A 24,344-nucleotide genomic window follows, 5' to 3' on the forward strand; every position below is an offset into this window, starting at 1 on the left:
ACGTGGACGGCCCAGGACGTGTCGCGGAAGAAACGCTTGATCTCGCCGGAGATGGTCGGGATGGCGAAGGTGGGGAACTCGGCGCCGTAGGCGGAGTCGAAGCGGTCGATGGCCTTGATCAGGCCGATCGTGCCGACCTGGACCATCTCCTCGGTGGTCTCCGGGCGCGCGCGGAAGCGGCCCACGACGAACCGCACCAGGGGGATGTTGAGTTCGATGAGCGTGTTGCGCACGTACTGGTACTCGTGCGTGCCCTCCTCCAACACCTTCAGTCGGGCGAACAACGTCTTCGACATCGCCCGCGCGTCACTCGCGGTGACCGACTCCGGGTGATCGATCCTGGGAAGTTCGGTCTCGATCGTGCCGGGGTCGGTGGTCGGGGACGCTATCGCGGCGCTGAAGGTCATGTGGGCGTCCTTGGTGTTTGTCGGGTGTGGGCAGGGGCAGCCTGCCCCATGCGCCGGCTTCTACACACGTCAGGACGAGCCGGTGCCGCAGCGGCCTCGTACGGGGTGGCCGACGAGCACCACAGCGAATCGCACTCCAACGCCGGCGCCCCCGGACGCCACATGCTCCGACCACTCCCGAACCCGTACACACGCTTCACCAACGGCGCGGCGACCCGGCGACAACCGTCACACGGCTCCCCTCCGCACGTCCCTGCGATACATCCTCACCGGCCGGCCTCGCCCCCCAGCGCCACCGCGTCTGCAGAACCATCCCCCTCATCCCTTTGTGGACGATGCTCGGGACCTGTTCGGGCTCGAACACCAGGAGACAACCAGGAGAGAGGTGTCGGCGACGGCGGTGGGCGGCGCTCCCGGAACGCCGGAGGCCGGGGTCGCCGTGTGGAGGTGCAGATTCCCTGCGGGATCACGACGGCCCCGGCCGTGTTCGAAGCCTGCCCTCACAATGGGAATTCATGGCCGGAAAAGGACGTCTCGCACCCAAAAGGTGATTTCGGAGCTTCTGCGGGAACGTCGAAACGGGTCGTGGCCCCACTCGGATCTTCCGAGTGAGACCACGACCCATTCAGTGATACACCGCCGCCCGATGGCTCTACCAGCGGTACCAGCGGCCACGGCCGCCACCACTACCGGCCGAGCGGAATACGAACCCGAGCGCCCACACGATCAGGACGACAACGGCGACCCACCACAGAATCTTCAAAGCGAAACCGGCACCGAAGAGAATCAGAGCGAGAAGCAGGACTACCAGCAGGGGAATCATTGTTTTTACCTCCGACCCGCTTGTGCCCCGTCGCCTCGGGTGCATGCCGGCAAAGATGGTTGTTTACCGGTGGCTTTCCCGGAGAAACGCTGACGCCGTTCCCGCGAAGTCGTCGCGCTCCTGCCCCGCGCACGACGCGGGAGGTGAAGGATGCGAGGCTGCCCCCACCCCGGCAGCGGCCCGTTCGTGCGAGGCCCATCAAACCGCAGGTTCCCAGGAGCGTTCCCCTGGTGGGAGCGCGGGCGCCATGACGCGCGGGGGCCCGTCGGCGTGCTGTCGACACGAGATCGCGGTTCACACCACCACGACCTGTGCGCGTCAGACCCACGCGCACCGAAACAGATCGCATCGAAACAGACCATCTGAACCCGACAACTCGGGTCGAAACACCCGATCGGGTCGCTCACCACTCCGGCGGCGTCATCGTCGAAGCCGGCGGGGACACGGCGTCGGGGATAGTGGAGCGGACCAACGCGTGGCACAAGGACCTCACCCTCCGACGGCGACCTTGTCGAAGGCCGCGGATTTCCCCCGTCCCCTACCACTACGGGCCGACAGAAATGACCATTGACGACTTCATCCAAGACGACACCCCCGCCGACGAGGTGGACCGTCGCGCGGCCGTCCTCGGCTCCCTGGCGGACACGGTTCGCGACCTCGTCGACGCGACGATCCGGACCACCGTCCCCAACGAGCAACTCCTTTCCGCACAAGCAGACTTGGCCGACTTGGTGACCCTGCTGCGGGCCAACCAACTTCCCGGGCCGGCAAGTATCCGGCACAACTCCGCTCCCACCTCCTGGTCTTGGGGCAACGCGGTGATCGGACTGGCCAACGCCATCGCTCCCCCGTTGCGACTGATACGGAATCCCGGCGGCGTATTCCATGCCGAAGTCCACCTCGGCGCCGCCTACGAAGGTCCCCCCGGTCTGGTCCACGGCGGCGTCTCCGCAATGCTGCTCGACCACCTGATGGGAGAGACGGCCAGTGCCTCACGGGGCACGATATTCACGGGCACCTTGACCACCCGGTACCGACGGGGAACTCCACTGGGCCCGCTACGCCTCGAAGCACGCATCACGCACGAAGAAGGACGAAAAGTGTTCGTCGCGGCCACCATCTCGGACCCCGAAGGTGTCACCGTCGAGGCCGACGGAGTATTCATCCGCCCCGCATCGGAAGCGATCCAACCGGAAGCTCATTGACAACGGCGTCACAATCGCCACGGGGTCCCCTCGGGACGTCGACCTGAAAAGTCGCGCGCACTCGCTCAAGCCGGCGCCTTGCCGATCGTCAACGAACGCAACCCGAAGGCAGCCACAACCGCAGCCCCAGCCCCCATGCAATCAAGAACTCAACGCGGGCACGCGTGCGGAGTCCCAGGTTTGGCCGCCCACCCCAACCCGGCCCACTCACGAAACCCATAGACGGCAGCCTCGAGAGAAAGGGCGCCTGAAAAAACACGAGTTGCACCGCAACCCGCTCGGGTCGGCCACGAAGCCTCCTCGCCCCGATTCCGAACGGAATACCTCGGGCCCCCTTCTACGCGAGGGAACCCGAAACGTCTTCCGATTCTGCCCAAGATCGTGGATGCGTGCTTCCCCGGAGCCGACGACCGGCCGAGGGTAGAATTCTTCCCCATTAGCCGCAACCACAATGGACGGTGCAGTGGGAGAAACAAGAAAAGCAACTGTTCGGGTCCGTCGGAAACCCGTCCCGCTGCCGACACCCGCGATCCCGTACTGCACAACCCGGGCACCTACGGGGTACCGGCCCTCAAGCCCGACAGTTCGTTCACGCGATCCCGGGCATCCGCCAGGTGGTCACCACAGGGCCCAGTTTCGTCGCGCCGGCGCGAAGAGCCGCAACGAGAGCCGACACACGCCCGACCCGGGTTCGGAAAACCACGCCCCCGCCAACGGACTTCGGGCAAGGATGTCCTCCTGCCCGTTCCCCCGCCGCCGACTCGGCACCGGGCCTGGAGACTCTCATGCCTGATGCCGCCGTCCGGTCGGCGTTCGATCTGATCCCGCCACCGCACGGGTGTGCCGTGCACCGACTGCGGTCGGGCACCACCGCGCCGTACGACGGGCCGGTTCCCCAGCTTCGATCTCCCGTTTCGCACGGGAGGAATTCACCTGCTCTGCAGGAGGCTCGAAGCGTGGCGTCGTGTCTTCTTCCGGACGATGCAGACAGTAGCCCGTGACGAGTGAACAAAGGCAATGAACGGCCGTCCCCGTCCCCGGAGTTGCATCACCGACCGGGAAGCCTGATGTCGGCATCCTGACCCCTCCGGTCCGCGCGAAACAAGTAACCCGTCACCGCGTCGCTCCTTGTGCCCGAAACCGACTCCCATAAGGTGGTACTTCCGTGCGTCCTATGCTTCTCGCGCCCATCTCCGCCGTGGTCACCGGCACGATCGTCGGAATCCTCGGCCCGTCGTTGGTCTCGAGCGGCGGACAGGCGGGACATGTCGTACATATAGTTTTGAGCGTCGGGTGGAGTTGGGCTGCTCTAGCCTTTTCCGTTGGAATGCTGGGCACGTCGAAAATGCAATCCGCAGGCGCGGCAGTAGTCTCGCTCGTCGTTGCTGTGCTCGCCTACTACCTGACGAAAGCGAACCAGGGGCATTTCGAGAAATTAGACATCAGCGACCACACCGGGCAGACGACGTATTTTGCCTGGGGTGATTTCTGGTCGCTGACCGTGACCTGGTGGGTGTTTGCTTGTTTGCTGGGGCCGATTCTGGGATGGGCCGGAAATGCTTCGGTACACGGACCATACCGCCTGGCCGCTCGGCTGTTGGTTCCGTTCGTGGCTGTCGTCGAAAGTTCCATGCGACTGAGTAGCGAAGCTCCGCTGCAAGGTTCGCTCGTCGCAACGACGTGGAGTGTTACCGGGGCCGTAGCAGCAACTGCCATTCTTGTACTGGCATCTCAGGCAGTACTCGGTTACCGGCGTCGGTGATGGAGGTGAACTCCGCGGGCACGAGCGCCTCCCGGGAAATCACCAGGGTGGACAGAGCGCGTGACATGCGACCGTTGCCGTCGGGCCGGGGTGGATGCTCACGAGGTTCAGATGTGCCATGGAGGCCCGAACGTGCACAGGCGCGTCGATGTCGGCCTCGTTGAGCCACGTCACCAGCTTCCCCATCAGGGCGGGGACCCGAGCGGGTTCGGGCACGGTGTAGGCCGCGACAGCAGGGTCTTCCGGAGAGGTGACGTACACGGGGCCCTTCCGTCACCGCCCTGGGCGTTTGGTCACGTGGTGGCCCTGCATCATGAAATGCGAACGAACTCGGCGCGGCGTTCCTCGGGGAGCGCGGCCCGCATGCCGTCGAGGGTGTCGGGAAGGGTGATGGCGCTTCCGCGGACGTGGGTGATGGGCACGCCGCCCAGAGCGGCACCGAACTGCCGGTGTCCGGTAGCCGGCGCACTCGGGCGGATTACGCGCCGATGGCGCGCCCGTCCAAGGCGTCGAGCACCAGGCGCCACGGGTAGGTCGGGATGCGGCTGCCGCCCGTACCAGCCGGGTGCGGGCGGAATCCTTCGTCGCCGTACAGGACCCGGACCCCGCATCCGCGCAGGGTCTCGACCGCCCGGTCGACGGCCGGATGTGCGGCCTGAGCGGCATTCCAGAACGGCAGCGCGGCGATGGGCAGACCGAGCCCGATCGCCTCGGTCAGGACCCCCAGGGCGTAGGTGTCCGCATGTCCATCCGCCCACTTGGTAACGGTGTTCATCGTCATCGGCGCGACCGCGATCGCGTCCGCCTTGGGCCACCGGCCGGGCTCGTCCGTACGCCGGTAGCGATGCCGGATCGGTCGCCCGGTCGCCGCTTCGATCGCGGCGACGTCGACGAACCCGCCGTCTCGTGCCGCCGGCGTCGCGATCGTGCATACGTCCCAGTCCTGGTCGATCGCCGCTCGGACGAGAATCTCGACGTGTGGTGCCGGCCCCGCGGCACACACGACCAGGTACAGGGTTCGATCACTCACAGGGGCACTCCCGATCGGACGGCCAGGGAACGGAGTTCCGGGAGTCGACCGTACTCGTCACGTCGCACGAGTTCGCAGGTGAGGTTGCGTGCGATCGTCCGGGAGTGGATCTCCTCGGGCGCCTGTTCCTCCGCCGTGAGGAGCGCGACGCCGGCCTGCTCGGTGCGTCCGCAGGCGGCGAGCGCGCGGGCGACGTCGAGCCAGAACACCGCGCGCCGCTCGGCCACTTCCAGGCCGGCCACGTCGACGCCGCGGGCAGCCTCGACCGCGTGTCCCGCGTTGCCCAGGGTCAGGGCGAGGGATACGCGGTGAACGGCGACGTTGGTGGGGCCGAACGCGGTCCATCCGTGGTTGCCGTCGCCGGAGAGCATGGCGGCGGCCTGTTCGGCGTCGGCGAGTAGGGCCGCCGCTGTGGCGGCCTGACCTGTCTCGGCCGCTGCCCAGGCCGCGCGCAGCAGGAGCGCGCCGAATACGGAGACAAGCTCGGGCGTGTCCTTGCGCAGGTGGCGGGTCAGGTCGTGGGCCATGTCGGCTCCGTGTAGGACGGCTTGGCGGTGGTGGCCGACGGCTCCCATGGCGTGGACGACGATGCGCGCGGCGCTTCCGGTCGCGGCGGGGTCGTCGAGTATGTGGGCGGCCCGGGCGGCGCGGTCAGCCGCGATCCAGGCAGACGCCGCGTCGCGGCGTTTCAGAAGCAGACTCGCAGCCACGTGGTAGGCGGCGACGGCGGCGTGCTGGACGCGAGGGTCGTCGGTGTGGTTCTGAGTGCCGCGCACTGCGGCAAGGAGACCTGGAAGCCCGGCGAGCAGGACACCGTAGCGGCATGCCTGTACGTGACCCTTGGCGGATCGTGCGGCACGGAGCAACTCGTCCGCCGGCATGACGGGCCCACCGTGAGCCGCAAGCTGGGCGCGGACGGCGTCGAGCGGGTCCCGGGGTGGTTCGGTGAGGAGTTCGCCGGGGCTGCGCGGCAGGCGCGGCGGCGCGATGGAAACGGCTACGGGCGAGGCGAGGAACGACCTTCTGTTCATCGCTCCATCGTCGGGTGCGGCGGCCTCGGCCTCGTCCGGGAGAACGACGCTCGGCGGGACGAAGCCGAGCCGCTCGACCGGGGTTTCGAACAGGGCGGCGAGCACGCGCCTCGCGGGCGGATGCGGCCAACCGGGTTTGGCGGATTCCCAGCGGCGTACCTGCCGTGGCGAGACGGCTACTCGCTCACCGAGTCGTTGTGCGCCCAGGTCGAAGGCTTCCGCGAACTCCTCCTGCGAGTGCCACCCCTTGGCGTGGCGTGCGGCTACGAGGGCGGGATTGCCTGGCGTGTAGGGCCGCACAAAACGTCCTTCGAAGGTCGGATCGGGCCTTCACGGTAGGCCGTCGAGGGCTGTGAGGACCTGGAAATGGCCGGATGAACGTCCTCGACTCCGGCCGTGGGTCCGGCCTCGCGCAGGGCCTTGTCACGCGGTTCGCTGGTGGTGTGCAGAGCGAGGCAACCGAAGGAGCGGACATGTCGGCGATGCAACCCCCCGACCGGATCCACGTCGGCCAGTCCGGCAACCCGCACCACCCGATCCGGGTCGCGATTCCCGGCCGCCCTGCGGCGGACGTGACGCACGACGAACTCGTCGCACTCCAGCACGAGATCCGGCACTACCTCCTGTACCCCGTCCCCGCCGGCGTCGGCCGCCCGTCGAACTCGGGCGGCTGACCGTGATGCAGCCCACCGAGCGGCCCTTGATGACGGCGAGCCTGGACGTCGAGTCCGACCGGCCGTTCATCCTCCGGCTCCCGCGCGTCGGCGCCCTCGCCTACGTGCATCCGACCCGCGACGAGGCCGAGCAGCACATCGCCGCGTGCGCCGAACTGGTCCGCTGGCTCGACGCCACCGCATAGCCCCTCTCCCGGTCGGCGGTACCCCCGACGCCGGCCGGGCGAGGCCCACGAACAGGCGGGGTCGGCAGGGAGCCCGACCACTGGACGTCTGTCCCGCACCGTCCAGACGGCGGCACCGGCCCCGCCCCGCCCCGCCCCGCCCCCGAACATTGCACAGGAGGAGAGATCGTGCCCCAACCCGACTGGCAGCTCACCGAATTCAGCTACGCACAGGACCTCATCGTCGCCCGCTACAAGACGCCGGACGGCGACATCAAGTTCGAGACGCTGCGGGTCCACCGGGCCAACGTGCCCGCGCTGATCGCCGAGCTGTTCAAGACCATGGACCAGAACCTGCGCGTCGACGTCCTGGCCGAGGTCAACGCCGCGAACGACCGCGTTGTCGCGTCACGGCGGGCGGCGATCGGGCGGGCCATCGCGCGAGCGGAAGGACTCCCCGGCGCCGACGCCGCCGAGGGCGACCGCGCATGGACCACCGCCAACTCAGCCCAGCCGCACCAGCCATCGATCCGCAGGCGGCAGTAACTCCTCGACCGCCGCAGGCCGTCCGTCCCGCGCGAACCTGACGACCCGCACCACCAGGAGGACCGACCCGATGGCAACACCCAGCACCCCGGCCTCACCGGGACCGGCCGTGCGAACCGACGTGTCGGCCACCGCATGCCGACCGGCCGCGGGTTGCAGGCGCCGGGTGTAACGGGCGACGAGGTGGCTGGTCCGGCCGTCCGGGTCGAGGAGTTCGATCTGTTCGCACTGCACGCGGGCGCCGGGCGCCACTCGCGACGTCGAGGAGAGCGGCAACGTCCAGGAGTGCGGCGACGTCGAGGAGCGCGGCGACGTCGCCGACCGCCGGGACGCGTTCACAGCGGCGTTCGCCTACCTCGTGCCGCTCGTCCCGTTCCAACGCGCGCCGGGCGGGCCGCTGGTGTTCCCCACACCGGCGTGCCCGTCGCCTGCCGCCCGCTGTCGGCCAGTGTTCCCGCGTCCACCACGTGGTAGCCGATGGAGTCGATGAATTCGGTCACCGCCGTCTTCGCCGGTGCGGAGTCACCGGCGATCGGCAGGTAGGAGCGGTCGGCCGCCGGACGCCCGCGGCCCCAGTTCCGCGGCCGTGTCCACGAGCGTTTCGGGACCGCGCGAGTTGCTGAGCACCACCTGGTGCCCGGCCCCGACAGCGAGTCGCGCGATGGTCCTGCCGATGCTTCCGCTTCCGATGAATCCCACAGTCGTCACAGTCTCAACGTCCCTCGGAAGAGCCGAACTTGCCGGTTGCCGGGCTCGTTACGATCCGAGTTCCGGTCGTCAGCCGGCGGGAAAGTAATGGCCGTTGTCCAGATCGGCGAGCAGGCCGGGCCGGGCGGGTTCCCAGCCGAGGGTCCGGCGGGTGATGAGGTTGGACGCCGGGTAGCTCTGCGTGACGATATTCGTGAGGAACCCGAAGTACCCCGGCGTCATCAGGGCATCGTTGGGAACGCTCACGGCGGGCAGGCCCAGGCGGCCGGCGATGGCCTCGGCGATGTCGCGGAATGGGATACCCCCGTCCTCGACCGCGTGCCAGTATCTGCCGGCAGGCCCCTTCTCCAGCGCCAAGCGGAACACGGTGGCGGCATCGCGGATGTGCACGGCGTTCCACAGGTTCGCGCCGTTGCCGTGGTAGCCGACGAATCCCTTTTCCTTCGCGAGCGCGATCAGCGTGGGGAGGAAGCCGGCACGGTCGGTCGTGCTGTGCGCGATGTTGGCGATCCGCACGACCGAAGACCGCACCCCCCGCTCGGCGAGGTCGACAACGGCCCTTTCCACGACGTTGCGGACCCGCAGGGTGCCCTTGTGCTCGTCGCCGGCGGGGAGGGCCGGGTCCTCCTCGGTGGCCGGCCGCTCCAGGTTGCCGGGCGAGCCCATGCTTCCCGCCGTGACCAGCGGCTTTCCGGTTCCCGCGAGTGCCTCGCCGTACGCGAGCACGATCGGGAGCTCCGCGGCGGCCACGGCGTCGAGCCCGCCGGTGGGAAGCAGATCCTGCCGGTGCGCGACGTGGATGACGCCGTCGGAGTCCGCGGCTGCCTCCTTGAGCCCGTCGAGATCCTGGAGGTCGCCGCGACGCACCTTCGCGCCGAGCGCGGACACGGCCGCCGCGGCCGCGTCCGATCGGGCCAGGCCGGTGACCTCGTGCCCGGCGGCGATGAGCTCGGGAATGATGTACGAACCGGAATGGCCGGTCCCCCCAGCGACGAAAATGCGCATCCGACTGTCCTTGTGAGGGTAGGTGCAGGGTCTTTTCATGCCGTACGTGAACTGGCGTAATACGGCACGAGAGGCAGTGGTAGGGGGTGCTCAACCGAGAAGGGTGATGCCGAGGGAGAAATCGGCGTGCTTGACGGAGTGGTTCATGAGGCCCAACTCCAGCAGGCCGACGTTCTCCAATGCCCGCGCCATGGACAGCTCCCCGGTGTCCCAGGGGCGCAGCCCCAGGCTCTCGACGAACGCCGACACGCGTGCCTTCGCCTGCGCGTCGTCGCCGGCGATGAACACGTCCAGGGGGCGGCCCTCGGCCGGGCCGGCCGCCAGAACGTGGGAGAACACAGTGTTGAACGCCTTGACGACATGCGCGTCGTCGGGAGCCGCCTTGGCGATCTCCTGTGCGCCGGAACTGCCGTCGGGAACGACGAAGCCCCGCAGGTCGGGGGCTACGGGGTTGGTGATGTCGACGATGACCTTGCCGCGCAGCGCGTCCCCGTACTCCCTCACCGCCGCCGCCGCGCCGGCGTACGGCGCGGCCAGGACAACGATGTCCCCGGCCGGGGCCACCCCGGCCGTCCCGACCGTGGCGCCACCGAGCGTGGCGGCCAACTCCTTGGCCTTGGCCGGGTCACGGCCGATGATCTCGACGGCGTTACCGCCGGCGAGCGCCCGGCCGGCCAAAGCACGGGCCATGTTTCCCAGTCCGATAATGCTGATGCCGCTCATCGGTGTTCCTGCTTTCCGGGCTTGGACCCTGTTTTCGATTTCCGATGTCGAATCCTTGGGTCGAATTCACTTCGGCGCCTTTAAGTACCTGCTCTCAGGCTGCCATCGGGTCTGATTGGGTGTCCAAGACCTTTTCAAACTGTGGTGATACCCTGAAGGCATCACCGGCCGGGAGGCGCCATGGATCCGGATCTGGATCTGCGCAAACTGCGTTACTTCGTCACCCTGGCCGACCGGCTGCATTTCGGCCGCGCCGCCGATGAGCTCCATATCGCGCAGCCGGTGCTCAGCCGACAGATCCGCGCCCTTGAGCGGGATCTCGGCGCCTCGCTGTTCACCAGGGATCGCCACGGCGTAGAGCTGACGGACGCGGGCCGGCAACTGCTGGCCGACGCCGGTCCGCTGCTCGCCTCGACCCACGCGGTCCGCCGCCGGGTGTCCGCGGCCGCCGGCGGCAAGCGGCGGCTGATGGTCGGTTTTCGGGCCGGCATCCCGGTCACCCCGGCGGCGCGGGCGTTCGAGGGCCGGCACCCGGACGTGGTCGTGGACGTGCAGCGGATCGAAGGGGACGAGCAGGCTGCGATGCTGCTCGACGGCCGCGTCGACGTCGGCTACGTGCGGCTGCCCATCGACGCGGCCGGCCTGCGCGTCACCCCGCTCTACACCGAACCGCGGGTAGCGGTACTGCCCGCCGGACACCGGTTTGCCGGCAAGGAGGAGGTCACCGAGGCCGACCTGGCCGGCGAACCGCTGGTGTGGCACGGTGACCCGAGCACGCAGCCCACCAAGCGCCCGCACCCTGATGCCGGGTACCCGGTGCGTGGGGTGGACGAGACGCTCGAGCATGTCGCGGCCGGGCGGGGCATCTCCTTCCTGGCCCGTTCGGCGTCCGTGTTCTACTCGCATCCGGACGTCGTCTATGTGCCCATCCCGGAACTGGCGCCCGACCAGGTGTGCCTCGCGGTGGCGGCATCGCACAGCTCGCCGGTGGTGGCCGACTTCGTCACTGCGGCTCAGTCGACGGCCGAGGTCACGGCAGAGTGTGGAAACTACGAGATGTGGCAGCTTGGAGGCGATGCCGTCACAAGGCACGCTTGAGCAGTTCGACCGACCCCGTTCATCATGCGCTGAAGAGTTGAACAGCCTGACGGAGTGGTGCTGTTGCGGCTGACCTCTGAGACAGTTCCGTTCTTCGACCGGCAGTTGCCCGAGGGCCCGAAGCACGTGAGACCGACGGGAAGTACGTGCTGCGGACGCGGCTCAAGTCGGCTGATCGCCCCGTCGTCGGAACGGAGCCGTCCACCGACGGTCTGCCGTTCGTGGCGTCGGGAGTCGGTCCTTGGGATCCAGAACCCGACGGCGGGTTCCAGCCGCAGGTCTCAAGCGGGATTCGCGTGCCCCGGCAAGCGAGGGGCAGACGTACCGGTACGGGCGGTCGGGCGTACGCTCCCCTGCGATCGCGAGAAGGAGACGCACCGCAAGGCGACGTGGGGGTTGTCGTGCTCGACGACGGCGCCGCGTGACCGGATGACCCCTCCTCCTCGTTCGTAGTCCGGGCAGCCCCGATGTGAAGGGGCGTTCGCGTCATCGACGGCATCCGGGACCCGCGCCGACCGGCCGCGTCGGCACGAGGGACGTCAGAGGGCGGTGGTCGCCAGGAGGTCGATGACGATCTCCGTTCCCAAGGCGTACGCCGGGACGCCCGAGGTGATGAGGGCGGTCTCGGCGACTCCGATGAGGTCGGCGACGGTGGCGCCCGCGTGGAGCGCGCCCCGGGCATGAATCCTGGCGGGGTGTTCCCGGCCGAGGGACAGGAGTTGCCCGTAGTGGACAAGCTGTTGCACGCGAGCGCCCAGCGGATTGTCGGTCAGCACGATGTGCCGCAGCGCCGCGAGTGCCTCTTCGGTGGGGAGCCGGCCGAAGTCCCGCGCCAGGCGCAGCCGGTCCTGCACGCCGCCCGGAACGTCTCCGAGGGTGGATTGGTAGCGGGCGCGCACGGCCTCGGTGCGCCGGGCGAAGGCGTCATCGGTCGTCGTGTCGTCGGCCGTCGCCGCGACTGTCATCGCGTCGTCGGTCATGATGCGACCCGGGCGATCGAGACGCGTACGGCGGCGAGCGCGCCCTCGGGGAAATCCACGGCCCCGCCGATCGCCGCCGCCGCGATCTCCGCCTCGGCGCTCTCCTCGATGGCCACCACCAGGTGGGCGGTCGCCGCCGAATCCGGGCCGAACACGATCAGTCCGTGGTTGGCCAGCAGGGCCGCCGAGGTCGTGGGGCGCCGCTCCAGGACGTCGACGATGCCCCGGACGGATATGTCGGACCCGCGCGGCCCCCACGGCACCACCGGGACTTCCTCGGGCTGTCCGAAGCGCAGCATCGGCTCGGTCCGGCACGGCAGCGGCCGGTGCGCGACGGCGAAGGCCGTCGCGGAGGGCGAGTGGGTGTGGATGACGGCGCCCACGTGCGGGCGGGCGCGGTAGACGGCGCTGTGCATGGCGATGATCTCGGCGCTGACCGACCGTAGTTCCCCTTCCAGGACCCGCCCGTCGAGGCTGACGGTCGCGAGGTCTCCGGGGCGGAGCCCGCGAACGAATCCCGGCGTCAGCAGGAAGCTCTCGGCGTCGAGCCGGGCGCTGAGGTTGGCATGCCCCGAGTGGGACATCACCCCCGCCGTGAAGAGCGCCTCCGCCGCCGCAACCAGCTCGTTCGCCCGCTCGTTCGCCGCCTGTGTGGTTGCCATCCGGCACCTCCGAAGTCCGCTGCCGGCGGCTCTCGATCGCCGCCGTACTCGCGCGTCCCACTCTTCAACTTAAACTCAGGTTCAAGTCAAGCGGCCGACGGCCGGAACCGAGCGGGAACGGCAGGAGCGATCACGTGCGCATGACCATCGGACAGCTCGCAGAGATCACCGGAGTACCGGCGTCGGCCATCCGCTTCTGGGAACGCCATGGCCTGCTGCCCGCACCCGAGCGCCAGAGCGGGCAGCGGCGCTACCCGCCGGAGGCCGCGCAGCGGATCGTGGTGCTGCGCAAGTGCCAGCAGGCGGGGCTGACCCTGGCGGAGATCAGCGAGTTCCAGGAGGACCAACCGCGCAGGCAGGCGATGATCCGCGCCAAGATCGTCGAGGTCGAGCAGCGGATGATCGACCTCGACCACGCCCACCAGCTCCTGGTCCACGCCCTGCAGTGCGGTGAGGAGGACATCGTCGGCTGCACCAAATTCCGGAAGCAGATGGCCGCCTGGGAGACATCCGCCCCGACCCCGCCGTAGTCCGGCCCGCAAGACCGTGCGGTGGACCGCCGGGCGAGGTACCGGCTCGTGAGGCCGGCCCTTTTCCCACCGACCTCCTCCCGAACCCGCCGTGCGGTGCGGCGCGGCGTCAACCGCAAACGGGCTCTCCAGCGACTGCCGTGGAAGACATGCGCACACCCGTGCCCGAGTCAACGGCGGGTGGCGGCCCGGCGATCCATACCCGCATCGCGGGGCCGGGCCACCGAACGGATCACACGATGCGGACGACGGTGACGAACATCAACCCGGCCGACACCTGATAGACGACGATGAACTTGCCTGCGGACGCCTGCCGGTGGTCCCGCCCGCGCATCTCGGACGTACCGCGCCCATAGGGGTCACGGGCGATCGCGGACACGCCGCTGTCGAGCGAGCTGCGGTCGGAGGAGGAGAGCTGCGAGCGGACCTTCTCGCAGTCGGGGCTGTAGTGCACTGCGTAGCTCATCCGGGATCGGCCTCTCGTGCGCGGGCCTGAAGTACCTGGCGTTCCTCTTCACGGAGGGCCTCGACCTTCTCGACGTCCTCGTCCCATGCGGGGGTCGGGAGCAGGGCCCAGCGGTGGAGGATGAGCAGGAGGTCACGTGCGTGGGCGGTGCCGACCTCCTCGTCGAACTTCTCTCGGGATTCCTCGGGGAGGGCGGCGCGGATGCCGGTGATGGAGGCGGGGTACTCGATCGTCTGCCCGTTGGCGAGGGTGGTGGTGAACGTGGCTGCCATTCCGACAGCGTGGCACCGCGCCACCGGTGTCCGGTAGCCGGCGCACTCGGGTGGAGTACGCGACCCGGTGTGCGCCCCGCGGCTCCAGGCGCCACCGCCACCGTCGTGGGGTGGAGGATCCGGTTGCCCGGTTCCGGCCTGACCCGGCGGCCGCAGGAGCGGAGCGGACCCGGCTGCGGCGACCAAGCAGCGGCCGGGCCCGGAGTACCAAGGCTTGGTTCATGATGTCGGCAAGGGCCAATGCGCGTGGCGAGACGGCCTGCTGGGAGAGGTCCGGACCGGGATGCGGGTCGAGCGTCCCCCGCACCGGAACGAGGGCACGCTGCCGGCAACGCGGCACTTGCCGGCGTGGTTCCTCGCGGGTCCGGTGGACGGCCACCATGCGAGGCTCGCGCACGGCGAGAAGCTACGGGCCCGGATCAAGGCGATGATCAAGAACCCCGGGGATCGCAACGAGGTGATCGCAAGAGTCGCCGCCCGAGTCCCGGAGATCACCCCCCAGAAGCCCATCACCATGCCGGAGGCGATGGCGTTGGGCCGAACCGATCCGGTGGCACATGAGTTGCTGGTGAGGATGCTGTTCAGTTGTGTCGTCGACGCCGACCGGCTCGACGCCGGCTCGCACTTTCGGCCGACGGCCCGCGTGATCCGCGAGGACGCGGACATGAAGGAGTTGGCGACCCGCTTCGAGGAGCGTCGCCTGGCCAAAATCGCCAACTCACCCTCCTCACCGTTGAACGACGCCCGCGAGGACATCTACCGGCGTTGTCTCGAGGCAGCTCTCGGCGAGCCTGGGATCTACCGGTTGCACGTCCCCACGGGCGGCGGAAAAACGTATGCGGGGGCCGCGTTCGCCCTGAACCACGCGGTGGCGCACGGCAGACAAGACGACGCCGACACCTGATCTTGCCTCGTCTTACGGACGTTGCCGATGTCTTCCGGCCCCAATACGGCCCCAGTTGAAGCCGTCGATTGGTGCAGCAGCGCGGAGCCTGAAGGCGTGGCTCAGCGGCCGTAGGGGTCGTTGTAGGCCGGCATGGTCCTGGTGACGTTCTCGAGGATCGGTGCCATGCGGCGTGCGGCTGTGTAGTGCCTGGCTCGGGCCTTGCCGTGTGGTTCCAGCCAGCCCTGGGCCACCAGTTCTCGCAGGTCTCGCACGGCGGATTGCTCGCTGATGTCGGCGTCGTGTTGGTATACGGGCCGGCGGACTTTCGTCCCGAACGCGGCGGGCATCAGGGCGAACGCGACGCGTTCGTCGAGACCCGCCTGCTCGGCGAGTTCGGTGAGTTCACGCCAGATCCGGGCGTACAGGTCCACGCGCCTGCCGGCCATCTGGGCTTGGCGATGGTGGGCTCCCAGGCAGAAACGGATCCAGGCGTGGGCGTCACGGGAGGGGTCCCAGGATGGGCCGCCGACCTGTTGGAGGACTCCGTAGTAAGCGTAAGTGTTCTGTCCATATCCCAGCCATTCCTCAATGGAGGAGAACTCTGCCGGCATGAGCGCCTCCCGGGAGAACACCAGGGTGGACAGAGCTCGTGACATGCGGCCGTTGCCGTCGGGCCAGGGATGGATGCTCACAAGGTTCAGGTGTGCCATGGAAGCGCGCACATGCACGGGGGCCTCGATGTCGCCCTCGTTGAGCCACGTCACCAGTTCCCCCATCAGGGCGGGGACCCGGGCGGGTTCGGGCGCGGTGTAGGCCGCGACGGCGGGGTCTTCCGGGGAGGTCACGTAGACGGGGCCCTTTCGCCATCGCCCCGGACGTTTGGTCACGTGATGGCCCTGCATCATGAAGTGCAGGCCGTTCAAGAGCCCGGTGTCGTAGCGAAAGTCCTCGCCCGCGTCGGAGAGTCCCTGGATGTACGTCATGGCGCGCTGGTATCCCTCGACCTCCGCGCGCGTTTCTTCCGTGGCGTCGAGGGGCTCCTCGCCCGACAACAGGGCCTCGACGTCGTCGACGGACGCGGCGTAGCCCTCGATCGTGTTCGAGCCGGCGATCGCCCGAGCGGTGAGGTTACGGCGCAATTGCCCCGACCAGCGTAGTTCCGGGCGCAGCATGTGACGTAGTCGGGTACGCATCTCCTCAATCTCCTGAAGAGCGCGCGCGTCACGGTCGTCCAGGCGAGGCACACGAAACAGCATGACTTAATGACACCATCATCCAGACATTCTGGCAAGTGGTAGCCACAACCGGCGCAGCAACCGCGCGGCCGGCGGAATCCCTCGATCGGTTCGCTGTCGGCAGCGGCCACATCGCGCAGGCCCGCCGACGGGTCCTGACGGTGCCCGGCTTCGTCGACACGATGTTGCGACCCTCGGCCGCGCCGAAAAGCGGCCGCCACGTCACAACCGACCTGCTCCAGAACCCGGACATCTGGTTGCGATCCTCGACCACCCCGCAGGACGGCCGCTACAACGGCGGACACGTGCGCCGTGCGCCAAAAGCGTCACGTGGCGGTCGCCATTCGGAGTGGCCGATCGCAACGCGGAGACCGTAGCCGGCTGCGCGGTGAACAGGTGCGGCGGTCACCCTTCGGGGTGGCCGAGATCGCAACGGGTCGGCCGCGTCGGACAGGATCTCGAAGCCCTCGTGGCGGTCGTCCTTTGGGGCGACCGAGGATCGCAATCCTTGCTCCACGCCCATGCTGTCGCGCAGCCGAGCTTGCGAACATCGGCGACAGGTAGAACGGGGCCGGACGGGGGGTCAGCCTCGGAACCACCACGCCGTCTCACGATGTCGTGGATTCGGCCAGCGGGCGTGGCCGCAGACGCCCTACAGGCACGTTCGTACGCGAAAGCGACAGCAAGAAAGCGCGGGCACCACATTGTCCCGGCCCCAATACGGCCCCAGTCGGAAACAAAACGGGCGCCCATCCGGTTAGATGGGCGCCTGAGTTGTGTAAACATGCAGGTCAGACAGGGTGGGCACAGACAGACTCGAACTGTCGACCCCTGCTTTGTAAGAGCAGTGCTCTAACCAACTGAGCTATGCGCCCCGGACGTGAGAGGACAGCTTACCCAACGTCTGGGCCTCTTCTGTCCCTCCGGGTCGTGGGGACGGTCGCGTCACTCGCTCGGGTACGGGTTTGGCCGGGGTCGTCGGGTGCGTCGGCCTGGCTGTGGTGGCTGTGCTTTGGGGCGGGGCCGGGAGCATCGCCTTGTCTTCGGGCTCACGTGGCGTGTGAGGGCCGATGCGGTCAAGGGGTGCGACGCCACAGGCGGATCGCCGTACTCGTTGCGGTTGAGGCCCGACCCCGGTGTCGGCGCAGTACGGGTGGTGCGGGTGGTGCGGTGGGAAACATCCCCCGATCCGTCGCCCCCGAAGTCGCAGCCCGGACACCCGAGGCAGGTCCCATGAACCGCACACACTTCCGCATTCACACATCCGTCGAGTCCTCCCGGCGCCGATCCGGCTCCCGCTCACTTCGCACCGTGCACGCCTTGTCGACCACGCTCGCCTTGGCAGCGGCAACCGCCGTCCTGGCCGCTCCCCCAGGCACGGCCGCTCCCACCAGTACCACCACCGCCCTCAACTCCGTTGCCACCAGAGCCTCATGGACGCCCCCGCTCGCCACCCGAGGTCGCTGGATCGTCGATGCCACCGGAGCCCGCTTCAAGCTCGTGTCCGCGAACTGGGCGGGGGCGCAGGGGACATGGAGCGGCTCCGGCGACATCAGCTCGCCGGCCGACCACCACAGCGGCGAGAACGCCAACGGCATCCCCCTCGGCCTCGACCGCGCGACCCTGCCCGCGATCCTCGCCGGATTTCACGCGACCGGTATCAACAGCATTCGGCTGCCGTTCTCGAACGAGATGGTGCACGGCACCACCCCCGTCCCCGACACGGCGGTCGCCGCCAATCCCCAACTCCGAGGCAAGACTCCGCTCCAGGTCTTCGACGCCGTGGTAGCCGCCCTCACCGGTGACGGCTTCGCGGTCGTACTGAACAACCACACCGGTACGACCCGTTGGTGTTGCGGCATCGACGGCAACGAGCGCTGGAACACCTCACGCAGCACGGGTGAATGGGTGGCCGACTGGCTCACCATGGCCAATCGCTACAAGGCCGACAAGCGCGTGGTCGGCGCGGATCTGTACAACGAGGTACGCCGCAACATCACCGACGACCCGAACTGGGGGTGGGGCGACAACCACGACTGGTATGCCGCCTCCCTCGAAGCCGGCAACCGCATCCTGGCCGAGGCCGACCCCGATCTGCTGATCATCATCGAGGGCATCAACTGGACGGGTATCCCCCTGGACGGCCTGCCACACGGCCGCCCGACCCTCACCCCTGTCCGCACGTTGTCGCACACCCTCGTCGATCCGAACAAGCTCGTCTACTCGGCGCACTTCTATGGTTACACCGGCCCCAACCACAGCGGCGCGTACGGTCTCGGCGAGACCCACGACCCGCGCTACCAGGACCTGACGCGCGATCAACTCTTCGCGGAGCTCGACCGATCGGCGTCGTTCGTCACCACTGACGGCCAACACCACACCGCACCCGTGTGGATCAGCGAGTTCGGCACCGGTGCCGAGGAGACCGACCCGGTCGCCCGCTCGTGGTTCGCCACGTTCACCGATTATCTCGTCTCGCGCGATCTCGACTTCGCCTACTGGCCCTTGCTCGGCTGGAAGGGCAATGGCCAGGGCGACTCGTGGGCGCTCCTGCGCTACGACCCCACCGGTACCCGCAGCGGCATCCTCGACGACCCGACCGACTGGCGCGCCGCCGCCTGGAACCACCTGATCAACGCACCGAGCCGTACCGGCCCCATCACCGCACCCGCGCGTTGGAACATGCTCGACCTGGACCATGCCGACGCCATCGCGTCCGTGCGCATGCGCGCGCAGTCCGACTGGGACGCCGGCGCCCGCAAGGCCGTATGCCCCGACGGCCAGCGCGTCGTCGGCCTGTCACACACCGGCAACCGCGGCCTGTGCACGAACATCGGCACCGGCGATCTCGCGACAACCAACCTCGCCTACACGGTCGTTCACGACGAGTCGTACGTACAGGGCGACTGGGCGACCGGCTATACCAAGCTCGAATGCCCCACCGGCCGATTCATGACCGGCTACAGCGTCCGCGGCGCGGCCGTGTCGGCCGTCCTGTGCGCCCAGGGCCGCCCCGGACTCGGTACCCAGGCCCGCACTCTATGGTTCGACCGCGGCGACAACCGTCCGACCGGCACGCCGTCGGCAGGCGGTGAATTCGCGTACGGCAACTACAAGGGCCAATGCAACGCCGACGAATACGCGGCAGGCGTCGCCTACACCGGCAGGATCGGCTCCCGCAAAACCCCCGACGCCCTGCTCTGCAAACACCTGACCTGACCCGAGCACCGCGCGAAACAGACACCACTCCCGAGCGCCGAACGCCACGCACCGACCACGTGCGCAACCGGCTCGGCCCGCGTCGAACCCCGACACGGGCCGAGCCGACCTGACTCCCCCAGCCCCGCCCAACTCAGCGCCCCGCCAACCCCCGTCGAATCTCCGCGACCATCCCGGAAGCGGCCGCCTCGATCAACTCCCGCACCTGCTCGAACCCTTCGGCCTCGCCGTAATAGGGGTCCGGCACATCGAGTTCGTCACCGGCCGCCGGATCGAACTCGCGCAACAGCCGGACCTTCGCCCGCGCCCCGTCATCGGGCGCCAACCGCCGCAACTCCCGCAGGTGCCCCGCATCCAGCGCGACGATCAAGTCGTACGTGGCGAACCAGCGCGCCTCGAACCGCCGGGCCGAGTGCCCGGTGTCGTAGCCGGCCCGCCGCAACGTGGCGTCCGTCCGGGCATCGGCCGGCCTGCCCCGATGCCACCCCTCCGTGCCGGAACTGTCCACCTCCACCGAGCCGGTCAGGCCCGCGTCCTCGACATACCGCCGAAGGATCCACTCGGCCATCGGCGACCGACAGATGTTTCCGGTACAGACAAACGTGACCCGATACGGCTCGCCCATGAACCCTCCATCACCAATCCCGGACCGATCCCCAGTCGCCCCCACAGCCACCACAAACCGCAGCCGACCGCCAACACCCAACATCAACCGCCGACTCCCGCCGGCTCCCGCAGGCACCCATCAACACCGCCGACAACCACTCGCCGGTCCAGACCCTCCGGAGCCCTCACCCCGGATAATCGATCACCCGATCACACCATCGCCCCAACAGCAGCGGATCATGGCTCACCGCCAACAGCCCGGCACCTTCGTCTCGCCGGTACCGCTCCACCACTCCCACCAGCGCAGCCGTCGTGGACGCGTCCAACATCGACGTCATCTCGTCGCACACCAGATACCTCGGCCGCAGCACCAAAGCCCGGGCCAGGCAGGCTCGTTGGAGCTGCCCGTCACTCACCTCGTGCGGCCGGCGGCCCAGCAGTTCCGGGGTCAGCCCAACCTCCTCGGCCAGTCCCGGCACCCGCTCGCCCACGTCACCCGCACGCCCCGTCGCCCGGAGCGGTTCCGCGATCACATCCCGCAGTCGCAGCCGCGGATCGACGGACAACCGCGGCTGCTGGAACAGCACGCCCACCCGCGTACGCACCTCGCGCGGCGCGCCGAACCGCCACCGCACGACCCGCTCGCCGTCGACGCTCACGCTCCCCGCGTACGGCATGTGCAACAGCGCCAGCACCCGAGCCAGCGTCGACTTGCCGCACCCGCTGGGCCCAAGCATCCCCACCGCCGCGCCCGGCTCGACCACCAGAGAGGCGTCCCGCACGATCGGGGAACGCCGGTCGTATCCCGCGACGATCCCGCTCGCCCGCAACCCCGACGAAACCTCAACCACAGCCGGACTCCGACGCCGACCCAAGCACAACCAACCCCACCAACACCCCAGCCGGAATCGACCCCACCACGACCTCAAGCACGAGCAAACCCGACCGACAACCCCACCACGAACAACCCCACCACGACCTCAAGCACGAGCCATCCCCACCGACAACCCCACCACGACCTCAATCACAAGCAAACACCGACAACCCCACGACCAACAACAACCCCACCACCACCTCAACCACAGCCGACCCCCTCCGGATGATGACAAGCCACCCCGTCCACCAAAACCGGAAGCTTCGTGCACTCCGTCGACGCCGACCCACACCGCGCTGCGAACACGCAGCCCTGCGGCAGGGCCGTCAACTCGGGCGGCATTCCCGGTATCGGCACGAACTCCCGCTCGGGCAAAGCGGCGAGCAGCCCTCGCGCGTAGGGGTGTCGCGGGCCGTCCCCGAAGAAGACCGCAGCCGGCGCCACTTCGACGATTCGCCCGGCATACATCACCGCGACCCGATCCGCGATCCGTTCCGCGGCCGCCAAGTCGTGCGTGACCAGCAGAACCGCGTGTCCCGCGTCCGCGAGTCGGCGCAGTTCGTCCGCCGTTCGCTCGACCAATGCCCGGTCCAGGCCCGTCGTCGGCTCGTCCGCGACGATCAGCCACGGATCACCCACCAACGCGAGCGCAACCGCCGCGCGCTGGGCGAGCCCGCCGGACAGCTCATGCGGATACCGGTCCAGATGGTCGACCGGATACGCCGCCCGCTCGGCCACGCCCTCGGCGATCGTCCGCACCTGGGCCCGCTCCGACCGCAGCAACTCCCTTACCGTTTCCTCCAGTTGCGAGCGCACGGTACGCACCGGGGTCAGATGCGCGGCCGGACTCTGGGGCACGAGCCCGATCCGCCGCCCCCGCACCTCCCTCGCGAGCACGCCCTCCGCCGCGCCGACCAACTCCAGCTCGGCGTCGTCGTCGTCGATCAGCGTCGCCCTGCCGCCGATCCAAGCGTTCGCCGGCAGCAAGCCGAGCAACGCCGCCGCCATCACCGATTTACCGCAGCCGCTCTCGCCGACCAAGGCCAGGCACTCCCCGGCCGCGAGCGAGAACGAGACGTCACTCACCGCCCGCACCTCCGCCTCGGCCCTCGGCAGTCGAAAGCGCACGGTGAGTCCGTCGACGACCAGCGACCCGGCGGCGCTCACAGGTGCAACTCCGGTCGTGCACGCGGGTCGATGCGGTCCCGCCAGAACCCGGCCAGCCCGGCGATCGCAAGCGTCGGGACCACGATGAACACGCCGGGCGAGAACGCAGGCCACCAATGGCCCGTCAGCAGGGCCTGTCGGCCGTCCTCGATCATCGTGCCCAGACTCGCCAGATGCGGTGGCATTCCGAGGCCGAGGAACGACAACGCCGACTCGTGCCAGATCGCGTGCGGTACGGCGAGCACCGCCGCCAACGCCGCCTGCGGCGCGACGTTCGGGACGAAGTGCCGTACCGTCACCCGCAGTCGCGAGGCCCCGCCCGCGACGGCCGCGTCCACGAACGGCCGAGCCCGCAGCGACATCACCTCGGCCCGCACGATCCGCGCCGTGGACAGCCAGTGGGTCAGCCCCACCGACACGATCACCGCGACCGGGCCGGGTCGGAACAATGCGACCAGGATGATCCCGAGCAGTAGATGCGGTACCGACGCGATGACGTCCACGATCCGTGCGAGGACGCGGTCCGTCCACCCGCCCAGGGCGCCGGCAGTGGCGCCGACCACCGTCCCGATCACGGTCGACACGACGGCCGCGACCACGCCGACCATGAGTGACACCCGCATGCCGTACACACAGCGCACGAGCGTGTCGCGACCCATCTCGTCCGTGCCCAACGGGTGGGCCCACGAAGGCCCGAGCAACCGGTCGTCCAAGTGCACGATCGTCTGGTCGAGTTGCGCGAACAGCGGTACGAACACCACTGCGAGCACCACCGCCCCCGCCACCGCGACCGATGCCCACAGCCGCCATCGTGCGGCCGCCGACACCGACACGAGCCGGCGCCGCACCGGCCGCACCGGCCGCAACACCACGTCACCCATCGAGCGCCACCCTCGGATCGGCCAACCCGTACAGCACGTCGGCCGCGAGATTGCCGAGCAACACCGCGACCGTCGCGAGCACGGTCAGACCCGTCATCAACGGGAAGTCCACCGCCATCGCCGCCTGTACGGTCGCCGCCGCGACACCGGGCCACGAGAACACCGTCTCCACCAGCAGGGCCCCCGTGATCAATTCCGGCACCCGCGACCCGAGCAGCGTCAGGAACGGCAGCAGCGCCGACCGCAACGCGTGCCCGAGCAGCACAGTCCGTTCGCGAAGTCCCCGCCCGCGGGCGCCGATCACGTGATCCTCGGCCAACGCGGCCAACAGCGACTGCCGGACGAACAACACGAACCACGGCAACTGCGAAATCGCGAGCACCGCTGCGGGCAACACCAGATGCGTACCGACCTGACCCGCCGTCACCACCGAGGCGGAGGTGTCGGTCAGCCCGCCCGCGGGCAACCATCGAAACCGCAGCGCGCACAACCACACCGCGCCGAGCGCGAGCCAGAACACCGGCGCGGCCTCCAGGGTGTACATCGCCCCGGTGACACACCGGTCGAGCACCCCACCCGCTCGCCGAGCCGCGAGCACCCCCAGCAACACGCCGAGCATCACCGTGACCACGAACGCGACCGACACCAACAGCACGGTCCAGCCGAGCCGTTCACCGATCACGTCGCCCACCGGCATCCGCATCGACCGCGACGCGCCGAGGTCACCGGTCACCGCATGAGTGAGCCACGACCACCACTGCGCGACGAACGGCCTGTCCACGTCGAAGTTGGCCCGGATCTGGTCGAGATTCTCCTTCGACGCGTTGAACGCCGCGTCCCCGGCATACTGCCGAACCGGGTCGAACGGCGAGGCCGCGCCGAGCGCGAAAACCGAGAACGTCACGGCGAGCAGCACCACCGGCGCGAACGCGAGCCGCCGCGCCACCATCACGAACAACCCTCGAACCCGAGGCCGCGACGCCCACCGAACCCCGGGCAGCCGCGCCCACATCGCCCGAGCGGCAGCCCCCGAACCCGCGCCCGACCTCGCCGACCCGAAGGCCGTGCCCGACTCCTCCGCCCCTGAAGCGGCACCCGACCCCGCCGACCCCGCCGACCCCGAGGCCAAACCCGACCCGGAAGCCGAACCCGACCCCGCCGACCCGAAAACCGCGCCCGACTCCTCCTCCCCCGAAGCCACACCCGACCCCGAAGCCACGCCCGCTCCCGAACCCGAGCCCATCGACCCCGACTTGCCACCCGAACCGGCGCCCATCGACCCCGATTTGCCACCCGAACCCGAGCCCGTCGACCCCGACGCGCCACCCGAACCCGAGCCCGTCGACCCCGACGCGCCACCCGAACCCGAGCCCGTCGACCCCGACGCGCC

General features: G+C 69.0%; 28 protein-coding genes, 1 tRNA gene and 1 pseudogene. 10 read left to right on the forward strand and 20 right to left on the reverse strand.

What is annotated here, in order from left to right; translation table 11 throughout:
- Positions 1–407 (reverse strand): sigma-70 family RNA polymerase sigma factor (locus GT354_RS12630; protein ID WP_161356397.1); only part of this gene is annotated, 407 nt, incomplete at its 3' end.
- A 652-nt stretch (positions 408–1,059) separates the two neighbouring features.
- Positions 1,060–1,230: a hydrophobic protein gene (locus GT354_RS12635; protein ID WP_161356398.1), complete on the reverse strand. Its 171-nt coding sequence runs from the start codon at positions 1,228–1,230 to the stop codon at positions 1,060–1,062.
- A gap of 560 nt (positions 1,231–1,790) precedes the next feature.
- On the opposite strand from GT354_RS12635, the gene GT354_RS12640 reads away from it, so the two are divergent.
- Positions 1,791–2,435 (forward strand): PaaI family thioesterase, encoded by a 645-nt coding sequence (locus GT354_RS12640; protein WP_161356399.1) that lies wholly within the window; start codon positions 1,791–1,793, stop codon positions 2,433–2,435.
- Between the two features lie 1,174 nt (positions 2,436–3,609).
- Entirely contained in the window at positions 3,610–4,197 is a 588-nt protein-coding gene (locus tag GT354_RS12645; protein ID WP_161356400.1) for a hypothetical protein, read from the forward strand.
- 39 nt (positions 4,198–4,236) lie between these two features.
- Here the strand turns inward: GT354_RS12645 and GT354_RS53860 are convergent, their stop codons facing one another.
- The 3 genes from GT354_RS53860 to GT354_RS12660 form a co-directional block, all read right to left on the reverse strand.
- On the reverse strand, positions 4,237–4,458 hold the full coding sequence (locus GT354_RS53860; RefSeq protein WP_346011999.1) for a hypothetical protein: 222 nt from the start codon (positions 4,456–4,458) through the stop codon (positions 4,237–4,239).
- Positions 4,459–4,675: 217 nt separating this feature from the next.
- Entirely contained in the window at positions 4,676–5,227 is a 552-nt protein-coding gene (locus GT354_RS12655) for a flavoprotein (protein ID WP_161356401.1), read from the reverse strand.
- Complete coding sequence (locus tag GT354_RS12660) at positions 5,224–6,558, reverse strand: helix-turn-helix transcriptional regulator (RefSeq protein ID WP_161356402.1); 1,335 nt, start codon at positions 6,556–6,558, stop codon at positions 5,224–5,226. Before GT354_RS12660 ends, GT354_RS12655 begins: the two co-directional genes overlap by 4 nt.
- Before the next feature lie 173 nt (positions 6,559–6,731).
- Here GT354_RS12660 and GT354_RS12665 point away from each other — a divergent pair, with 173 nt between their 5' ends.
- The 3 genes from GT354_RS12665 (at position 6,732) to GT354_RS12675 (ending at position 7,642) form a co-directional block, all read left to right on the forward strand.
- Complete coding sequence (locus GT354_RS12665; protein ID WP_161356403.1) at positions 6,732–6,932, forward strand: hypothetical protein; 201 nt, start codon at positions 6,732–6,734, stop codon at positions 6,930–6,932.
- A gap of 5 nt (positions 6,933–6,937) precedes the next feature.
- Positions 6,938–7,117 carry a hypothetical protein gene (locus GT354_RS12670; protein ID WP_161356404.1) on the forward strand — a complete coding sequence of 60 codons (180 nt, stop codon included), beginning with the start codon at positions 6,938–6,940 and terminating at the stop codon, positions 7,115–7,117.
- Positions 7,118–7,285: 168 nt separating this feature from the next.
- Entirely contained in the window at positions 7,286–7,642 is a 357-nt protein-coding gene (locus tag GT354_RS12675; RefSeq protein ID WP_161356405.1) for a hypothetical protein, read from the forward strand.
- Here GT354_RS12675 and GT354_RS12680 read toward each other — a convergent pair.
- The 4 genes and pseudogenes from GT354_RS12680 to GT354_RS12695 all read right to left on the reverse strand — a co-directional run bounded on the left by GT354_RS12680 (position 7,601) and on the right by GT354_RS12695 (position 10,078).
- Positions 7,601–7,981: a hypothetical protein gene (locus GT354_RS12680; RefSeq protein WP_202511819.1), complete on the reverse strand. Its 381-nt coding sequence runs from the start codon at positions 7,979–7,981 to the stop codon at positions 7,601–7,603. The genes GT354_RS12675 and GT354_RS12680 overlap by 42 nt on opposite strands.
- A pseudogene (locus GT354_RS12685) lies at positions 7,978–8,341 on the reverse strand (NAD(P)-binding domain-containing protein). The gene GT354_RS12680 and the pseudogene GT354_RS12685 overlap by 4 nt, the downstream one beginning before the upstream one ends.
- Before the next feature lie 78 nt (positions 8,342–8,419).
- On the reverse strand, positions 8,420–9,355 hold the full coding sequence (locus tag GT354_RS12690; RefSeq protein WP_161356406.1) for an SDR family oxidoreductase: 936 nt from the start codon (positions 9,353–9,355) through the stop codon (positions 8,420–8,422).
- Positions 9,356–9,445: 90 nt separating this feature from the next.
- On the reverse strand, positions 9,446–10,078 hold the full coding sequence (locus GT354_RS12695) for an NAD(P)-binding domain-containing protein (protein WP_161356407.1): 633 nt from the start codon (positions 10,076–10,078) through the stop codon (positions 9,446–9,448).
- 180 nt (positions 10,079–10,258) lie between these two features.
- Between GT354_RS12695 and GT354_RS12700 the strand changes: the two genes are divergently transcribed.
- The gene (locus GT354_RS12700; RefSeq protein WP_161356408.1) at positions 10,259–11,176 is read left to right on the forward strand and encodes a LysR family transcriptional regulator; all 918 of its coding nucleotides are present in this window, start codon (positions 10,259–10,261) and stop codon (positions 11,174–11,176) included.
- A 539-nt stretch (positions 11,177–11,715) separates the two neighbouring features.
- On the opposite strand, the gene GT354_RS12705 is transcribed toward GT354_RS12700, so the two are convergent.
- Both GT354_RS12705 and GT354_RS12710 read right to left on the reverse strand, forming a co-directional pair.
- Positions 11,716–12,156 (reverse strand): carboxymuconolactone decarboxylase family protein, encoded by a 441-nt coding sequence (locus tag GT354_RS12705; RefSeq protein ID WP_237534680.1) that lies wholly within the window; start codon positions 12,154–12,156, stop codon positions 11,716–11,718.
- Complete coding sequence (locus GT354_RS12710) at positions 12,153–12,818, reverse strand: class II aldolase/adducin family protein (RefSeq protein WP_161356409.1); 666 nt, start codon at positions 12,816–12,818, stop codon at positions 12,153–12,155. The genes GT354_RS12705 and GT354_RS12710 overlap by 4 nt, the downstream gene beginning before the upstream one ends.
- A 140-nt stretch (positions 12,819–12,958) precedes the next feature.
- Between GT354_RS12710 and GT354_RS12715 the strand changes: the two genes are divergently transcribed.
- Positions 12,959–13,348 carry a MerR family transcriptional regulator gene (locus tag GT354_RS12715; protein WP_161356410.1) on the forward strand — a complete coding sequence of 130 codons (390 nt, stop codon included), beginning with the start codon at positions 12,959–12,961 and terminating at the stop codon, positions 13,346–13,348.
- Positions 13,349–13,580: 232 nt separating this feature from the next.
- Here the strand turns inward: GT354_RS12715 and GT354_RS12720 are convergent, their stop codons facing one another.
- Positions 13,581–13,814, reverse strand: coding sequence for a hypothetical protein (locus GT354_RS12720; protein ID WP_202511820.1), 234 nt, complete (start codon positions 13,812–13,814; stop codon positions 13,581–13,583).
- The gene (locus GT354_RS12725) at positions 13,811–14,086 is read right to left on the reverse strand and encodes a hypothetical protein (protein ID WP_161356411.1); all 276 of its coding nucleotides are present in this window, start codon (positions 14,084–14,086) and stop codon (positions 13,811–13,813) included. The genes GT354_RS12720 and GT354_RS12725 overlap by 4 nt, the downstream gene beginning before the upstream one ends.
- A 214-nt stretch (positions 14,087–14,300) precedes the next feature.
- On the opposite strand from GT354_RS12725, the gene GT354_RS12730 reads away from it, so the two are divergent.
- Positions 14,301–14,990, forward strand: coding sequence for a hypothetical protein (locus tag GT354_RS12730; protein WP_161356412.1), 690 nt, complete (start codon positions 14,301–14,303; stop codon positions 14,988–14,990).
- A gap of 101 nt (positions 14,991–15,091) precedes the next feature.
- Here the strand turns inward: GT354_RS12730 and GT354_RS12735 are convergent, their stop codons facing one another.
- Positions 15,092–16,228 carry a Fic family protein gene (locus GT354_RS12735; protein ID WP_161356413.1) on the reverse strand — a complete coding sequence of 379 codons (1,137 nt, stop codon included), beginning with the start codon at positions 16,226–16,228 and terminating at the stop codon, positions 15,092–15,094.
- A gap of 780 nt (positions 16,229–17,008) precedes the next feature.
- Positions 17,009–17,082: transfer RNA gene (locus GT354_RS12740), tRNA-Val, on the reverse strand.
- Positions 17,083–17,518: 436 nt separating this feature from the next.
- Between GT354_RS12740 and GT354_RS12745 the strand changes: the two genes are divergently transcribed.
- Positions 17,519–19,426 carry a cellulase family glycosylhydrolase gene (locus GT354_RS12745; RefSeq protein ID WP_346012000.1) on the forward strand — a complete coding sequence of 636 codons (1,908 nt, stop codon included), beginning with the start codon at positions 17,519–17,521 and terminating at the stop codon, positions 19,424–19,426.
- Positions 19,427–19,559: 133 nt separating this feature from the next.
- Here GT354_RS12745 and GT354_RS12750 read toward each other — a convergent pair whose 3' ends face one another.
- From GT354_RS12750 to GT354_RS12765, 5 genes are all read right to left on the reverse strand, one after another.
- Positions 19,560–20,051 carry a low molecular weight protein-tyrosine-phosphatase gene (locus GT354_RS12750; RefSeq protein ID WP_161356415.1) on the reverse strand — a complete coding sequence of 164 codons (492 nt, stop codon included), beginning with the start codon at positions 20,049–20,051 and terminating at the stop codon, positions 19,560–19,562.
- 166 nt (positions 20,052–20,217) lie between these two features.
- Positions 20,218–20,883 (reverse strand): ATP-binding cassette domain-containing protein, encoded by a 666-nt coding sequence (locus GT354_RS12755; protein WP_346012001.1) that lies wholly within the window; start codon positions 20,881–20,883, stop codon positions 20,218–20,220.
- 224 nt (positions 20,884–21,107) lie between these two features.
- Positions 21,108–22,073 carry an ABC transporter ATP-binding protein gene (locus GT354_RS53865; protein WP_346012002.1) on the reverse strand — a complete coding sequence of 322 codons (966 nt, stop codon included), beginning with the start codon at positions 22,071–22,073 and terminating at the stop codon, positions 21,108–21,110.
- Complete coding sequence (locus GT354_RS53870; protein WP_237534682.1) at positions 22,070–22,954, reverse strand: ABC transporter permease; 885 nt, start codon at positions 22,952–22,954, stop codon at positions 22,070–22,072. Before GT354_RS53870 ends, GT354_RS53865 begins: the two co-directional genes overlap by 4 nt.
- Positions 22,947–23,903 carry an ABC transporter permease gene (locus GT354_RS12765; protein WP_161356420.1) on the reverse strand — a complete coding sequence of 319 codons (957 nt, stop codon included), beginning with the start codon at positions 23,901–23,903 and terminating at the stop codon, positions 22,947–22,949. Before GT354_RS12765 ends, GT354_RS53870 begins: the two co-directional genes overlap by 8 nt.
- Before the next feature lie 115 nt (positions 23,904–24,018).
- Here GT354_RS12765 and GT354_RS12770 point away from each other — a divergent pair.
- Positions 24,019–24,344 (forward strand): hypothetical protein (locus GT354_RS12770; protein ID WP_202511821.1); only part of this gene is annotated, 326 nt, incomplete at its 3' end.

This window comes from Streptomyces sp. SID3343, from assembly GCF_009865215.1.
Taxonomy (GTDB): Bacteria; Actinomycetota; Actinomycetes; order Streptomycetales; family Streptomycetaceae; genus Embleya.

Excerpts from the sequence above, each read along its gene's own strand:
- GT354_RS12645 (WP_161356400.1), top strand. The coding sequence starts at position 3,610 with ATGCTTCTCGCGCCCATCTCCGCCGTGGTCACCGGCACGATCGTCGGA.
- GT354_RS12725 (WP_161356411.1), bottom strand. The coding sequence starts at position 14,086 with ATGGCAGCCACGTTCACCACCACCCTCGCCAACGGGCAGACGATCGAG.
- GT354_RS12665 (WP_161356403.1), top strand. The coding sequence starts at position 6,732 with ATGTCGGCGATGCAACCCCCCGACCGGATCCACGTCGGCCAGTCCGGC.
- GT354_RS12765 (WP_161356420.1), bottom strand. The coding sequence starts at position 23,903 with ATGGTGGCGCGGCGGCTCGCGTTCGCGCCGGTGGTGCTGCTCGCCGTG.
- GT354_RS12700 (WP_161356408.1), top strand. The coding sequence starts at position 10,259 with ATGGATCCGGATCTGGATCTGCGCAAACTGCGTTACTTCGTCACCCTG.
- GT354_RS12735 (WP_161356413.1), bottom strand. The coding sequence starts at position 16,228 with ATGCTGTTTCGTGTGCCTCGCCTGGACGACCGTGACGCGCGCGCTCTT.
- GT354_RS12640 (WP_161356399.1), top strand. The coding sequence starts at position 1,791 with ATGACCATTGACGACTTCATCCAAGACGACACCCCCGCCGACGAGGTG.
- GT354_RS12670 (WP_161356404.1), top strand. The coding sequence starts at position 6,938 with ATGCAGCCCACCGAGCGGCCCTTGATGACGGCGAGCCTGGACGTCGAG.
- GT354_RS12715 (WP_161356410.1), top strand. The coding sequence starts at position 12,959 with ATGACCATCGGACAGCTCGCAGAGATCACCGGAGTACCGGCGTCGGCC.
- GT354_RS12705 (WP_237534680.1), bottom strand. The coding sequence starts at position 12,156 with ATGACCGACGACGCGATGACAGTCGCGGCGACGGCCGACGACACGACG.
- GT354_RS53870 (WP_237534682.1), bottom strand. The coding sequence starts at position 22,954 with ATGGGTGACGTGGTGTTGCGGCCGGTGCGGCCGGTGCGGCGCCGGCTC.
- GT354_RS12695 (WP_161356407.1), bottom strand. The coding sequence starts at position 10,078 with ATGAGCGGCATCAGCATTATCGGACTGGGAAACATGGCCCGTGCTTTG.
- GT354_RS12720 (WP_202511820.1), bottom strand. The coding sequence starts at position 13,814 with ATGAGCTACGCAGTGCACTACAGCCCCGACTGCGAGAAGGTCCGCTCG.
- GT354_RS12690 (WP_161356406.1), bottom strand. The coding sequence starts at position 9,355 with ATGCGCATTTTCGTCGCTGGGGGGACCGGCCATTCCGGTTCGTACATC.
- GT354_RS12750 (WP_161356415.1), bottom strand. The coding sequence starts at position 20,051 with ATGGGCGAGCCGTATCGGGTCACGTTTGTCTGTACCGGAAACATCTGT.
- GT354_RS12710 (WP_161356409.1), bottom strand. The coding sequence starts at position 12,818 with ATGGCAACCACACAGGCGGCGAACGAGCGGGCGAACGAGCTGGTTGCG.
- GT354_RS12635 (WP_161356398.1), bottom strand. The coding sequence starts at position 1,230 with ATGATTCCCCTGCTGGTAGTCCTGCTTCTCGCTCTGATTCTCTTCGGT.